Here is a 13,619-nt window from a genome sequence, read left to right as displayed (position 1 = left end):
CCGGCTTTGAGAGGAGTTCTTATGAAGAATGTGGTGATAGCGGGGGCGGGTTTCGCGGGGTTGGCCGCAGCGGCCGGCGCAGCGCGCAAGCTTGATGAGCTGGGCACAACGAACGACGTTAGGTTGATCGTTGTTGATCAGAATGATTACCACAGTATTCGCGTGCGTAACTATGAAGACGATCTTGCCCCATCGCTGGTTCCGTTAAGCAAAGTGTTGGAGCCGATTGGGGTTGAGCATGTGCGCGCCAAGGTTGTGGATATCGATACCGGAAGTCGTGATGTTCGGCTTCACACTGAACAAGGGCCTCAGGCGCTTAGCTACGACAGGCTGGTTTATACATTGGGAAGCCATGTTGTGCTGCCGAACCTCCCAGGGGCGGATTATCTACATAATATCGATACGTATCCCGCCGCCGAGCTTATGAAACGCCACTTGCGCCGGTTAAGTGCGCTTGAGTCGTTCGACGGCCAATTTACGGTCGTGGTGGTCGGAGCGGGGCTAACGGGTATTGAGCTGGCATGCGAATTGCCGGCTCGTTTGCTTCAGCTTGCCGGAGCAGCGCGCGCGCAGTTTGTGCGCGTCGTATTGGTTGATGCGAACACACAGGCTGCCCAGTCAATGGGCAATGAGGCCCAGGCAGTGATTGCACAAGCATTGAGCGACCTGAAAATTGAGGTGCGGTGTGGTCGGTTGGTGCGGGTGGTATCCAAGGATGGCGTTGAGCTTGAAGGTGGTGAGTTCATACCGGCCGCTACGGTGGTGTGGTGCGCCGGCATGCGGGCGCCTTCATTGGGTGGGCGTATCTCATCTTCGCTCGATGCTGCCGGCCGGGTGAGTGTTGATCATTTCATGCGTGTCACCGGAACACCTGATGTATTTGCGGCCGGTGACACCGCGCGGTTCGAGATTTGCCCGGGGCATGACAACGTGATGTCGTGTCAGCATGGGCGCCCAATGGGACGTTATGCGGGCCATAACGTGGTAGCGGACCTGTTTGATGCTCCTATGCTGCCGTTATTGGTTGAGCGGTATGTGAATGTCGTTGATTTGGGTGCATGGGGCGCTGTTTACACCCAGGGTTGGAATCGTGAGGTGATTGCCGTGCGTAACGATGCAAAACGCACCAAGCAAATCATCAACCGCCAACGTATTTATCCGCCACTGTCGGGTGTACGGGCTGATATTCTGGCCGATGCCGCGCCCGTTTTGCAGTCGGCACCATCGGTGCAGGTAGGCAGTAGCGGTTCAGGTTGACGCTAACGCTTGAGGGTATCCAGCCACCGCCGCTGCGCTTCCGTCAATTCGGTATCTCGCGTCAGGACAGCCCCTTTTAGCGCCGACCTTATTTCGGGTTCTGGTTCCGGCAGCGACCGTTGCATTGCTGCGTTAAGCACATTCTGTGCTTTGACCAACGTTGCACCGTAGAGTTGAAAAACATGCTCAACACTCACATGTTGGGTAGGGTCGTCGAGCCAGCAATCGTAATCGGTCACCAGGCCCACTGTGGCGTATGCCATTTGGGCTTCGCGTGCCAGAAAGACTTCAGGTACGTTAGTCATTCCAACTAGGTGGCAACCTGCCTGGCGCAGGAAATGGCTTTCAGCTTGGGTCCCCAGGCGGGGGCCTTCTACACAAGCATAGGTGAGGTTTCGGCGAAACGAGACGTCTAATTCATGTGCGGTGTCGCCAATCCAATCGACTAATGCCGCGCTAACCGGCTTAGCGGTTGAGACATGGGCTGCTACGCCTTTGCCGAAGAAGGTGTGTTCACGTTTCCCGCGCGTGAAATCAAAATACTGTTCGGGCATGGCGAGATCACCAGGCTTGACATCAAGCGCCAAGCTGCCAACGGCCGAGAAGCCCAGCAACATCGTGGCGCCGGCTGCCTTTAAGGCAAAGATATTGGCGCGGTAGTTAACCTCATGCGGCAACAGGCGGTGTCCGGCACCGTGGCGCGCCAGAAACAGCACATTGTGTTCGTGAAAGCGTCCTTGAACGACATCGCCGGATGGTGAGCCAAAAGGGGTGTCTACCTGGATGCGTTCCACAACGGTAAGGTCAGGTAGGTCGTACAAACCGGTTCCGCCCATAATTGCCAACATAAAAGTGCTCCTTTATCGCGTCCAGTCACCCGGAAGGTGAACCAGGTCTTGGGGTTCGTCAATATCGGGAAGGGGTGTCATTTCCGCCCAGCTAAGCTTCGCTTTTCTTAATGCGGCACGAGTTGCCGTCATGACCGATGCAGTACTCCACGGGATGTTGCTGAATAATGAGGGATGATGCTTGCGAAGGCCAATCATGGTGTAGCCCCCGTCCAGTGCAGGAATGAATACGGCATCATGTGCATCCAGCAGGCGGGATGCCTCATGAAGCATCCCGACGGTCAAGTTCGGCGCATCGGTACCGATTAACAGCACTTTAGGCGTGCATTCAAGGTGTTTAAAGAAAGCGGCCGACATGCGTTGCCCCAGGTCGCCGTCGGTCTGGCAGCTTAGGGTCAGGTTTTCGGCGCTTGAAATCGTCTTGAATAAAGGGTCGGGAGGGCAGGGTGTTATGCACAGGTCAATCATCTCGAAGTGTGTTGAGCACGCAACCGAAACGGTGTGATGCAGGAGTTGCGTCGCCAATTGTGCGGCGCCGTCTGCGCCGAGCTGGGGGATCAGGCGGGTTTTGGCGAATCCTGGTTTCGGGGCTTTTGCGAAAATGACCAAAATGGTGCCCGGTGTTTTTTGGTTCATTGATACTCCTTGGTCAGTTCGGTGGCCGGCACGCCGCGCCAATAACGCCATCGCAAGCGCCACATTAACAAAATTGTTTTCCATACGCCGCGTGTCTCCCAGCGCCTGCCTGACGTTTCCACTTTAGCGAAAAGACATACTGGGCGCCGTAGTTGGCGTAATCGTTTGCATAGTTCAATGTCTTCCATCAGCGGTTGGTTTGGAAACCCTGCTACTTCGTCGAACAAACTGCGGCTGATGAAAATGGCCTGGTCACCCGTTGCGATAGCGGTCAGGCGGGAACGGACGTTCATCAGCATGGCGACTACTTTCAGCATGGGGTGTGTGCCTGTAATGCGGACATCGAAGCGTCCCCAACCGGGCTCGCCGTTTAATGCTCCGAACACAATCGCGTCGGCAAGAGGGGGCAGAATCGTATCGGCATGAAGAAAAAGCAGGATTGGCGCGGTGGCGTGGGTTGCACCAGCGTTCATTTGGGATGCCCGGCCCGGGGTACAGCGAATGACGATATCGGCTTTCGGGGCGGCTAATTTCAGTGTGTAATCGGTGCTGCCGCCGTCGGCAACAATGATTTGAACGCCGCGTTCCCGTAATGGTTGAAGTGCAGTAAGTGCGTTTGCAATGCCTGATGCCTCGTTAAGCGTGGGAATAATAATCGAAAGACTGGGGCGCAAGATGGTTTTCCTGTGATCGGCTCATGACGAATCATAACCATGCTCGCAGCCGCAGGAAAACCGGGTCGTGTTGTCGGTTGCCAGGCTTTAGGAAATGTATCGGGTGATGCCGCCGTCGACCCGAATATTTTGGCCCGTAATATATGTGCTGCCGGGCGAGCATAGAAAGGCAACGGTTTGTGCAATCTCGTCGGTTGTTCCGAAGCGGCCCATGGGTATGCGGGCGACAAGTTCGGGCGATTCGGGATAGCTGTCGATGAAGCCGGGAAGAATGTTGTTCATGCGAATATGGTGTTTTGCGTGGGCATCGGCAAACAGTTTGGTGAATGAGGCCAAGCCCGCCCGGAATACTCCTGACGTTGGAAAGGTGGGGTCAGGCTCGAACGCGGCAAAGGTTGAAATATTCACAATAGCCCCCGAGTTTTGCGCTTTCATGATGGGGGTGACCAGTCGCGTTGCCCGGATCACGTTCATCAGGTAAACATCCAGTCCAGTATGCCAATCATCATCGCTCAGGCTGAGTATGTCGCCTCGCGGACCATGCCCGGCACTGTTTAGCAGCACGTCGACACGTCCCCACTTTTGAACGGTAGCTTTCACCAGGTTTTCCAGATCGTCCACCGACTGATTGGAACCCGTCATACCGATCCCATTGAGCTCTTGTGCCAGCGATTCGGCCCGGCCCGAGGGTGAAAGCAGGCTTACCTTGTAACCGTTGTTTGCCAGGGTGCGCGCACTTGCTGCACCCATACCGCTGCCGGCCGCCGTTATGATGGCTACTTTTTCTATCGTTTCAGTTTGCATTTCTATCTCTTTCTTATTGAGTGAAGAATAGATAATATTTTCGTTATTCATGATCGTCGAATCATATTTATTGTTAATATTCAGTAGAAAAACTACTGGGTATGTCGATTGTTGAATCTAAATGCACTGCCGCCGTTGAAGTCATTGCGGGCGTTTGAAGCCGCCGCACGGCATCTGAATTTTCGTTTGGCGGCTGAGGAATTGCATGTTACTCAGGGTGCCGTGGCGCAACATATACGCGGGCTTGAGGCTACGTTAGGCGTGCTGCTGTTTCAGCGAGAGCCGCGCCGGCTCGTATTAACTGAAAAAGGGCGGCGGTATCACTTAAGGGTGCGCGAAGCATTTGAAATGATCGAACAGGCCACCGCCGATCTGGTGGTAAAAAAAAGCCGGGTCACGCTTAGTGTGACGCCCACCTTTGCTGCAAAGTGGCTGTTACCCCGCCTGCCCCTTTTTGCTGCTAAACATCCCGCAATCGATTTGCGGATTCAGGCCTCTGAAGGGTTAGCTGATTTTTACGTCGATGGTGTCGATATGGCTGTCAGGCAAATGAAGGCGCCGGCGTACAGCAAACTGCAAGCTACGCTGCTTTTGCGTCATGAGGCCATAGCGGTTTGCAGCCCCTACATAAAACGCAAAATTAGGGTGTCGGCAGATTTGTGGAAGCAGAGATTGTTGGTTGACTCGCACAACTTATGGCCACAGCTTGCTCAAAAGCTCGGTATGCCGGGCGTGCCGGCTTCAACAAAAACAATCCAGTTCAATCAAACCAGTCTGGCGATCGACGCCGCTGTGGCGGGCCAGGGGGTGGCGCTGGTTGCCCGGTGCTTTATTGAAAGCGATGTTGAACAGCGGCGGCTAGTGGTGGTGGGACGACAAGTGGTGAATGACAATACGGATTTTTATTTGGTCGCACCGTTTTCCTTGAGTGTCGGCTCTGACGCAGATGTGGTATGGGGCTGGCTAAAAGAACAGGCCGGTGTTTAGCCGGCCTGTGTATTCGTATCGCGCGACAGGGAGTTATGTGGTTAGTAATCGCGTACAGATGGCGATTCGACCGATTGGTTTTTGGTTATTCCCTGCATAAGGACACTCATTAGCAGGTCGGGCCCGTGCTCATGTTCATTGTCTGCATTATGAGCATGCTGTTGCAGGTTGCGTTCCCATTTGCGTAATACGGTGCCCAGAACATCGCCGGCCGCTGCGGTATTGGCCGCTTCGGGATTATCTTTTTCGTCCTTCAGGCGGAAGATCGATTTACCTTTCTTGATCGTTTCAGTGACCTTCAATTCGTCCAGTGTCTCGGGATCTACAGCTGTCGGATCATTCGACAGAATAACAAAGTCGGCTATTTTGCCAGGTTCTAGCGAGCCTTTTTGATCCTCCTCAAAATGCTGGTAGGCGGGCCAAATCGTCATGGCTTTCAACGCTGTCATTACATCAACCCGTTGTTCCGGACCAAGAATGTCTCCTGATCGTGAGCGGCGGGTAACAGTAGCCGAAAGTACCCGCATTGAATCCGGAAAAGCCACGGGCGCATCGTGATGGGTTGAAAACATCATGCCGCGATCTCGTACCCAGCCGGTGGGTGAGATGTTGTTGGCCAGCTTTGGGCCCACGGTGCGTTCCCGGTGCCAGTCACCCCAGTAAAAGGTGTGCATGGGGAAGAGTGAAGGAAAAACATCAAGCTGATTCATTTCATCAACCTGATCCTCCCGCAGGAACTGGCCGTGAATCAAGACCGTTCGCCGATCGGCCTTTTTGTGTTTCTGTTGTGCGGTTTTAATGGCCGCAAGCAGAATATCGGAAGCGCCTTCGCCGTTAGAGTGGGTAATGATTTGGATGTTGTTATCGAATGCCCAATTAATGGCGTCGAATACTTGATCGGCCGTCGCGGCAGTGTAACCTCGGTAATCGGCTCGATAGGATTCCGGCGGGTTGTAATAGGGGCGGTCGCGATAGGCGGTAAAGCCTTGCGGCGACCCGTCGATTGTGAGCTTGGCCCCTCCAACACGGAAGCCGTTTTTGTATTCTTGGCTAACATGCTTGGCAATGAAGTCTCTGTCTTGCAATACATCAACATAGGTGACGACATCGATGGGGATAATTCCTTTTGCCGCCGCTTCCCGCATTAGCGGGACCAAAGGCGACGTTGCTCGCCCTTCCTGGCCGGTGGTGTAACCATATTTGGCCAACAAGCCAGTGCCTGCCACAAATAAACTTTGCGCTTGCTGTGCATCGATCTGGCCGAATTTTTTTGCCAGAGCGTTAAAAAATGCAGCTTCTTCTACAACACCGTTAGGTGTTCTTCCGTCGGACTCGCGTCGAATCACGCCTCCTTCGGGATTTGCCGTATCGGCCGTAATGCCTGCTAATTCGAGCGCTTTGCTGTTCATGACGCCCATGTGCCCAGACTGATGAATAATAAGAATCGGCGTGTCGGTTGATACTTTGTCGAGATCTTGGCGGGTTGGGTGGCGTTGTTCCGCCAACTGGGCATCGTCGTAGCCAAACCCCAGGATCATGCCTATTTTCTGCTCCCGCTCGGCGTTGTCCTTAGCCCATCGGGTTAAGGTCTGCTGAAGGCTATCAATATTTTTTACCTCACCGTCGGGTGGAGACAGTAGGTTGGCTGATAGTGCCTGCAATCCAATCATGAATGCGTGCCCGTGTGCATCGACAAAGCCGGGTAACAGTGCGCGCCCTTGCAAGTCGTGGACTTCGGTTTTTGCACCCTCATATTTCATGATGTCGTCGTGATTGCCGACCGCAAGAATTTTTCCGTCTTTAACCGCAATTGCTTCAGCGCGTGGTGCTTTGTCATTCACGGTAATAATTGGGCCTCCCGCCCATATCTGATCGGCAACATCCTGTGCCACGCCCGGTAAGGCAAGGCACAGGCCGCTAATCAGACCGGCTAGTCTTGTTATTACTATCTTCTTGCGCATTTGTTTTTGTCTCCTTAGCCGCGGGCGTGAGTTAGAAAAACCGAAGCCTACCAGCGCACGCCAATACCCGTGCTGTAAACCGACTCATTGATGCCGCCTTGGCGGCCGCCACTGACCTGGTTACGCGCATACTTCAGATAAACCGACATCCAGCTGTTCATGTTGTAGCGTGCACCCACTTCGCCGTTAATCGCGAACTTAGTGTCGCTGTTAATAGGGCGTAACACTTCGCCGCGTGTATATAGTTCGAACTCTTTACCGTAAAAGTAGCGCACGTAATCCCAGCGCAATGACGCGGCATATGCATTTTCGCTGCTTCCATCGGTATAGCCATAATGCACCCGGCTCATGAGCGCGGAAAGAGAGAAGGCGCCGAGTTCGTTGTCCCAGAACTGGTAACCTGGCCCGGTACCATATACAACCTGGCGGTTGAGTTCTTCCACGAAGTCGCGTCGATACTTGGCTCGGCCCTGCCAAAATGCTTTTTCGCTAATGAAGTAATCAAGCGTGTAGCCCGCGCCGTAGTTATAGGTGCTGTCGGTGCTGTCTTCTTTGTTGCGTGTGTAGTCGGCCGCCAGTTGATGGCGCCACATGCCGTGACGCAGTTCATTAAAGGTATTCAGCGTGTAGTCTTGTGTTTTGGTTGATGCCGATTTACGCGTTGCGGCCAAGTCGAAACGCCCTTTGAATGTGGCTTCATTGAGAAACGGAGTGGGTCGCACTACACGTGTAATGGAGGCCACTGGTACGGACGTACTAACCGGTGTTGTTTGACCGTCAGCGCGCTCAACCCCTTGTAACGTTACTGTGCCGTCGTCGGCTGCAACGAGCTTTGCACGGTAGTCGTTGTTGAACTCACCATTTTTTACAACCAGCTCAGAGTCACTTTCCAGTGTTTTTACATGCGTAATATCAACGCGGATATTACCGCCGTATTCAGTTTTAACCAGTAGTTTTCCACCATCCAGCGATTGAATGGTGCCGGTGATGCGATCGCCGTTATTCAGCCAGACGGTGCCGGCATATGCGTTGGCGCCAAGAAAAATGGCCGCGATTAGGACGAGAAAAGAGAAAAAGCGAGGGGAGGAACGAAGTGTGAGAGGATAAAGCATGGGTTAAATTAACAGTCTTCCGGGGTCGTATTTTCAAAAAAGAGCGGCCAGTTTACGCTTAGTTACGTGCCCCATGCAATGCAAAACGGGCCATGTTTACAAATTCGGTGGCCCTATCTTTCCCGGATGTTTTATTTAGGTCGTTTGAATTTTTTTCTGGCGTTCTCGACGGACAGCCGAAGAGCGCATTGCTCGGCATGATCATTAATTAATCCCATGGCTTGCATAAACGCGTACACCGTTGTCGGGCCCACGAATTTCCAGCCACGTTTGCGCAGGTCTTTTGACATGGCTTCTGAGGCAGCGGAGCGAGATGCGGTTTGCGGCGCGGTCAAGACTTTTTCGCTGGGTTCGAAGCGCCAAACATAGGCGGCGAATGACCCCTCGTTCTTAATGAGCTCCAACAGCTTTCCCGCGTTGTTGACGACCGCTTCAATTTTGCCCCGATGGCGCACAATGCCGGCGTCTTTTAATAATCTTTCTATATCCGCGTCGGTGTATTGCGCTACCTTGTGAAAGTCGAAATGGTCGAAAGCGCGTCGGAAGTTTTCACGTTTTGCCAGAATTGTGCGCCAGCTTAAACCCGACTGAAAGCTTTCCAGGCAAATTTTTTCGAATAGTCGCTGGTCGTTATCAACCGGGAAGCCCCATTCTTTATCGTGGTAGGGAAAGAATTCCGGTGCGGCGGCACACCAGCCGCAACGCGGTTTCCCGTCGGGGCCAGGAATAGTGTTAGACATTGGTTTTCTTCCTTTTTTGAATAAAATGCCGGAATCCAGTGTAACGATTGTCCGCTCAATTTCCCATGTGGCCGATATGAAGCTTAATGTGCAGGCGCTTTTGCCTGACTTTCTTAACCTGATGCTCGACACGGTGTTTGTAGTCGACATAGAAGGTCGTATCGTTTTCGTTAGCGCGGCCTGCGAACGTCTGTTGGGGTATTCGCAACAAGAGTTGATAGGGCACCCGATGATTGAGCTTGTGGCGCCGGAAGACCGCGAGAGAACGCGGGAAGAAGCCAGAAAGGTAATGGCGGGCATTCCGCGTGTTGGCTTCGAAAATCGCTACATTCGTAAGGACGGGCGTTATGTTCGGGTGATGTGGTCGGCTTGCTGGACGGAACAACATCAATGTCGGATCGGCGTGGCGAGGGACGTCACCGAGCGACGGCGCCTTGAGGATCGCCAGGCGGCAACTTATGCAGTGTCGGAAGCGGCGCATCGGGCGCAGGATGTGAATACACTGCTGGCGGAAGTGCAGGAAATTGTGGCGCAGCGTGTCCCGGTTGCAACGTTTGTGGTTGCCGATGTCGATCATGAAACGCAGGTACAACATTGGGTTTTCAGACAAGATAGTGCGCACCCGTGGAACGCCTCACTTTCCACTCGTTTGCTGGCGATTTGTGCAGACTCGAAAAGTCGCCAAGAGCCGTTGCTTTTGAAACATGATCTATCGTCGAATGAGTTGCACTCCACAGAGAACGCCGGCACTTGGGTGTTTGTTCCATTGCAATCACAAAGCGGTTATATGGGAACTTTGGTAATTAGCAGTTCAAGCGGTGTTGTGTATAGCGAGACAGATCTTGAGTTGCTTCGATTCGTTGGTGCGCAGGTGGCCACGGCAGTCGAGCGGCAACGCATGCACGCAGAACTGTTGCGTATGGCGCAGTACGACGATTTAACGGGTTTGCCTAATCGGCGTACATTGCGTGCGCATTTGCGCTCGGCATTGGCGCGATGTGAACGCAGGCAAGCTTCGTTGGCGGTGTTGTTTGTCGATCTGGATGATTTCAAATTGGTCAACGATTCATACGGCCACGTTGTCGGCGATCAATTGTTGCGAGAAGTTGCAGTGCGTTTGAAAGACAGCTTGCGCAAAGGGGATACGGTTTTTCGGCTTGGAGGCGATGAGTTTCTGGTATTGCTTGAAGATATCCGTTCCAAAGATGATGCAAGGAAAGTGGCTAATAAGCTTCAAGTATCTTTGCTTGAGCCGGTGGACTTTGAAAATGGCAACTTAAGTCCTGATGCGAGTATCGGATTGGCGTGCTATCCCGACGACGCCACCCAGGTCGACGCATTACTTGCCTTTGCCGATCAGGATATGTATGTGGTGAAACGGCAACGTCAGCGCGGTTCGGCACGGCGGACTTTTTGAAAAATTTGGTTGCGCTTGAAGCGTGTCTTTTCGCCGCGTTTAACGGTAGAATTTTTATGACATTGTTCAACAGGGAGGGAAACAATGAAAATCAAGAACGTTTTAGGTTCAACTGCTGTTACCGCTGTTTTGCTAATGGCGCTTGCCGGTTGCCAGGAAAAAGAAGGCCCGGCTGAAAAAGCCGGCAAGGAAATTGACCAGGCGGCCGCTGAGCTCAGCGATCGCGTAGAGAAAGCGACCGAATAAAACTGTCGTTGTGCCTGAGGCGATACGCCAAACAATTGTTTTGGTATTGCTTGGGGCGAAGTTAAATAAGGCTGCGGTTCACATATGAACTGACCCCATAAAGTTGGACGGTCAGGTTGGACTAGCTAGGCTAAGGACTGAATTCGGTATTGCACCGGACTCAGTCCTTTTAGTTTTAGCTTGATCCGCTCATTATTGTAGTAATGAATGTAATGCTTGAGTCCTACTTGTAGCTGCTCAATGCTAGCGAACTTATTCAGGTGAAAGAACTCGGCTTTCAGCGTACCGAAGAAACTTTCCATCGCTGCGTTATCCAGGCAGTTTCCCCTTCTGGACATACTTTGAGTCAATGACTTGCTCGCGAGTAGATCACGGTACCAAGACATTTGATACTGCCAGCCCTGGTCCGAATGCACCACAGGTCTGTCATGCTCGCCCAGGCATAGAAGTGCTTTTTGCAGCATTTTTCCCACCATCTTGAAGACCGGGCGCTTGGCCGTTTCGTAGGCAACGATTTCGCCGTTGTACAAATCCATCACCGGCGACAAGTACAGCTTTTCGTCACCTACCCTAAACTCGGTCACATCGGTCACCCACTTCAGGTTCGGCCTTGTCGCGTCGAATTGCCGTTGCAGGACGTTGGGAGCTACTTTGCCGACGGTGCCCTTATAGGAACGGTATTTCTTGACCCGTACTAATGACTTCAGTTGCAAGAGTCCCATCAACCGTTGCACCCTCTTATGGTTGACGGGCACATTCATTTGGCGCAGCGTGGCCGTAATGCGCCGATAGCCATACCGGCCTTTGTGCTGTGTAAAAATTGAAATAATCGTCGTCTTCAAGTCGGCGTGCTTGTCGGTCAGCCCAGTAGAACGCACATGGTAGTAGAACGTACTGCGAGACAGGCCTGCTATGCTAAGCAGCGTCGCCAATGGGTGCGCATGCCTCAATCCAGTCACGATTTGCGCTTTTTCAGCGTTGCTGCACGCTTTGTCTGGATCAAGGCATCGAGCTTTTTTAGATACGCATTCTCCGCACGCAGATACTCATTTTCTTCACGCAGTTGCGCAAGTGTGCGTTCTTCTGAGGTTGACTCGTCAACCGGCTTGGGGGGCTTGGCAGGCATTTTCCTTGGGCGACCTCGTCGGTCCTTCAGTGCGTCCAGACCCCCCATATCATACTGGCGTTTCCACTTCGATATGTGGTCAGCACACCGAATATCAAACAAGGCAGCCGTCTCTCGCAGTGACAACCTCCCGTGCTGCATCCGCTCCAGTACAGATAGCTTGAAGGCAACATCGTAGCTGGCTCCCTTGGGCCGTAGCCCTAACGCGCCATGCAAGCGATAGCTATCAACCCACTGTTTTACTGTCCCACCATCCAGGCCGTGAATACGGGCGACAAGTACATAGCCGCCAACTCGCCCCGACAAATAATCCAGCACTACTTTTAGCTTGAACTGCCCATCGTACTTCGCCATGAAAAACACCCCAAAGGTTAGATTGGTGTCCAACTTTTGGGGTGCAGTTCAATATCGCAGCCTTATTTTTATTGCAGTGGTATGCTTTTTCACATCTGTGTTCAAGCAATAAAAATCCTAACCACTGCGCCCGTTGTCCACCATGAAACTAAAACTGGCTGATCTGATCGCCCTGGGTTTTATGACCTTCGCCTTGTTTTTGGGCGCCGGCAATATTATTTTTCCGCCTGTTGTCGGTCAGGAGTCGGGTGCGCAGTTCTGGTGGGCCGCTACGGGCTTTCTTTTAACCGGTGTCGGCTTGCCGTTGGCCGCTATTATTGCCTTAGTGCGCTCCGGCGGCGACTTGTTTACGGTAACGCAGCCTATTGGTCGTGTTGCCGGTACGGTGTTTGGGGTCCTTATCTATTTAACGATTGGTCCGCTGTTTGCGATTCCGCGCACAACGACGGTTTCTTTCGAAGTAGGCGTTGCCTATTTCCTGGGCGATGGTCAGGCGGCCCTGTTCATTTACTCCATTATCTATTTTGCGCTGGTGATACTGATTGCGCTGTATCCAGGGCGTTTAATTGATACAGTGGGTAAATACATGACGCCGGTGCTTGTAGCGGCGTTGCTTATTCTTGGCGGTTATGCGGTGCTTGTTCCGGCCGATGCGGTTGGGCTTGGCAATGAACTTTACCGGGACGCACCTTTGTCCCGCGGTTTTTTGCAAGGGTACTTAACCATGGATGGGCTGGCCGGATTGGTGTTCGGTATTGTTATTGTGAATGCGATTCGTGATCGCAAGATTGATAACCCTGCACTGCAAACCCGGTACGCGCTAATTGCTGCGGTTATTGCGGCAACGGGGTTGGCCCTGGTTTATTTGTCGTTGGTGTACCTGGGCGCCACCAGCAACAGTGTTGCGCCCGAAGCGGATACCGGTGCGGTCATTCTGGCGGAATACATGCAGTACAGCTTCGGCGTGGGTGGTCATGTGTTGTTGGCTGTTGTCATTACGCTGGCCTGTTTAACGACGGCGATCGGTTTAACGACTGCCTGCGGTGAGTATTTCAGCCGCCTGCTGCCGCTTTCTTATCGAACCATTGTCATTACGTTTGGCGTGTTTAGTCTGGTTGTTGCAAATCAGGGCTTGGAGCGCCTGATCTCATTTTCGGTACCGGTGTTGGTTGGGCTTTATCCCGTCGCCATGACGTTGGTGGTGTTAAGTTTGTTGTCGCCGTTTTGGGTATCGGCTAAACGCGTTTTCATTCCCACAATGGCCTTGGCGGCCGCCATGGGTGTGGCCGACGGCCTCGAGGCAGCGGGGTTGGGGTTCCTGACCCCTGGTTGGTTGGCACTGTTGCCGGGAGCGTCGGTCGACCTTGCCTGGTTGTTGCCGGTACTTTGCATGATGGTTGTCGCGGCAGCGTTCGATCGATTTTGGCTAAAGGCACCCATACATTGAAGGGATAAGT

General features: G+C 52.9%; 13 protein-coding genes. 5 read left to right on the top strand and 8 right to left on the bottom strand.

The features are described 5' to 3' along the window. The first annotated feature begins 21 nt into the window (after positions 1-21). A complete protein-coding gene (locus G9Q38_RS14955) occupies positions 22-1,257 on the top strand; it encodes an NAD(P)/FAD-dependent oxidoreductase (protein WP_166132217.1) in 1,236 nt (411 codons plus the stop codon). A gap of 2 nt (positions 1,258-1,259) precedes the next feature. Here the strand turns inward: G9Q38_RS14955 and G9Q38_RS14950 are convergent, their stop codons facing one another. From G9Q38_RS14950 to G9Q38_RS14935, 4 genes are all read right to left on the bottom strand, one after another. After that, positions 1,260-2,105, bottom strand: a complete 846-nt coding sequence (locus tag G9Q38_RS14950) for an MTAP family purine nucleoside phosphorylase (protein ID WP_166132216.1) — start codon at positions 2,103-2,105, stop codon at positions 1,260-1,262. A 12-nt stretch (positions 2,106-2,117) separates the two neighbouring features. Next, positions 2,118-2,741 carry a TIGR04282 family arsenosugar biosynthesis glycosyltransferase gene (locus G9Q38_RS14945; protein ID WP_166132215.1) on the bottom strand — a complete coding sequence of 208 codons (624 nt, stop codon included), beginning with the start codon at positions 2,739-2,741 and terminating at the stop codon, positions 2,118-2,120. Then, positions 2,738-3,415, bottom strand: a complete 678-nt coding sequence (locus G9Q38_RS14940) for a TIGR04283 family arsenosugar biosynthesis glycosyltransferase (RefSeq protein ID WP_205962317.1) — start codon at positions 3,413-3,415, stop codon at positions 2,738-2,740. The genes G9Q38_RS14945 and G9Q38_RS14940 overlap by 4 nt, the downstream gene beginning before the upstream one ends. A gap of 87 nt (positions 3,416-3,502) precedes the next feature. Next, the gene (locus tag G9Q38_RS14935; protein ID WP_166132453.1) at positions 3,503-4,219 is read right to left on the bottom strand and encodes an SDR family oxidoreductase; all 717 of its coding nucleotides are present in this window, start codon (positions 4,217-4,219) and stop codon (positions 3,503-3,505) included. A gap of 108 nt (positions 4,220-4,327) precedes the next feature. Here G9Q38_RS14935 and G9Q38_RS14930 point away from each other — a divergent pair, with 108 nt between their 5' ends. Next, the gene (locus G9Q38_RS14930; protein WP_166132214.1) at positions 4,328-5,206 is read left to right on the top strand and encodes a LysR substrate-binding domain-containing protein; all 879 of its coding nucleotides are present in this window, start codon (positions 4,328-4,330) and stop codon (positions 5,204-5,206) included. Between the two features lie 41 nt (positions 5,207-5,247). On the opposite strand, the gene G9Q38_RS14925 is transcribed toward G9Q38_RS14930, so the two are convergent. The 3 genes from G9Q38_RS14925 to G9Q38_RS14915 form a co-directional block, all read right to left on the bottom strand. Next, the gene (locus G9Q38_RS14925; protein WP_166132213.1) at positions 5,248-7,167 is read right to left on the bottom strand and encodes an amidohydrolase; all 1,920 of its coding nucleotides are present in this window, start codon (positions 7,165-7,167) and stop codon (positions 5,248-5,250) included. Positions 7,168-7,214: 47 nt separating this feature from the next. After that, entirely contained in the window at positions 7,215-8,279 is a 1,065-nt protein-coding gene (locus G9Q38_RS14920) for a DUF481 domain-containing protein (protein WP_166132212.1), read from the bottom strand. A 131-nt stretch (positions 8,280-8,410) separates the two neighbouring features. Continuing rightward, positions 8,411-9,019, bottom strand: a complete 609-nt coding sequence (locus tag G9Q38_RS14915) for a DNA-3-methyladenine glycosylase I (protein ID WP_166132211.1) — start codon at positions 9,017-9,019, stop codon at positions 8,411-8,413. A gap of 25 nt (positions 9,020-9,044) precedes the next feature. Here G9Q38_RS14915 and G9Q38_RS14910 point away from each other — a divergent pair, with 25 nt between their 5' ends. Beyond that, entirely contained in the window at positions 9,045-10,436 is a 1,392-nt protein-coding gene (locus G9Q38_RS14910) for a diguanylate cyclase domain-containing protein (protein WP_205962316.1), read from the top strand. An 84-nt stretch (positions 10,437-10,520) separates the two neighbouring features. Beyond that, positions 10,521-10,682, top strand: coding sequence for a hypothetical protein (locus G9Q38_RS14905; RefSeq protein WP_166132210.1), 162 nt, complete (start codon positions 10,521-10,523; stop codon positions 10,680-10,682). Between the two features lie 125 nt (positions 10,683-10,807). Here G9Q38_RS14905 and G9Q38_RS14900 read toward each other — a convergent pair. Next, positions 10,808-12,162 (bottom strand): IS3 family transposase gene (locus G9Q38_RS14900; RefSeq protein ID WP_166130294.1). Its coding sequence is split into 2 segments (ribosomal slippage): positions 10,808-11,703 and positions 11,703-12,162, totalling 1,356 coding nucleotides; the frame shifts between segments, so codons are not numbered across the junction. A 142-nt stretch (positions 12,163-12,304) separates the two neighbouring features. Between G9Q38_RS14900 and brnQ the strand changes: the two genes are divergently transcribed. Further along, complete coding sequence (gene brnQ / locus G9Q38_RS14895; protein ID WP_166132209.1) at positions 12,305-13,609, top strand: branched-chain amino acid transport system II carrier protein; 1,305 nt, start codon at positions 12,305-12,307, stop codon at positions 13,607-13,609. The last annotated feature ends 10 nt before the right edge of the window (positions 13,610-13,619 follow it).

The sequence above is a fragment of the Pusillimonas sp. DMV24BSW_D genome, from assembly GCF_011388195.1.
Classification (GTDB): domain Bacteria; phylum Pseudomonadota; class Gammaproteobacteria; order Burkholderiales; family Burkholderiaceae_B; genus Neopusillimonas; species Neopusillimonas aestuarii.
This window is presented reverse-complemented; position numbering and strand designations above follow the sequence as displayed.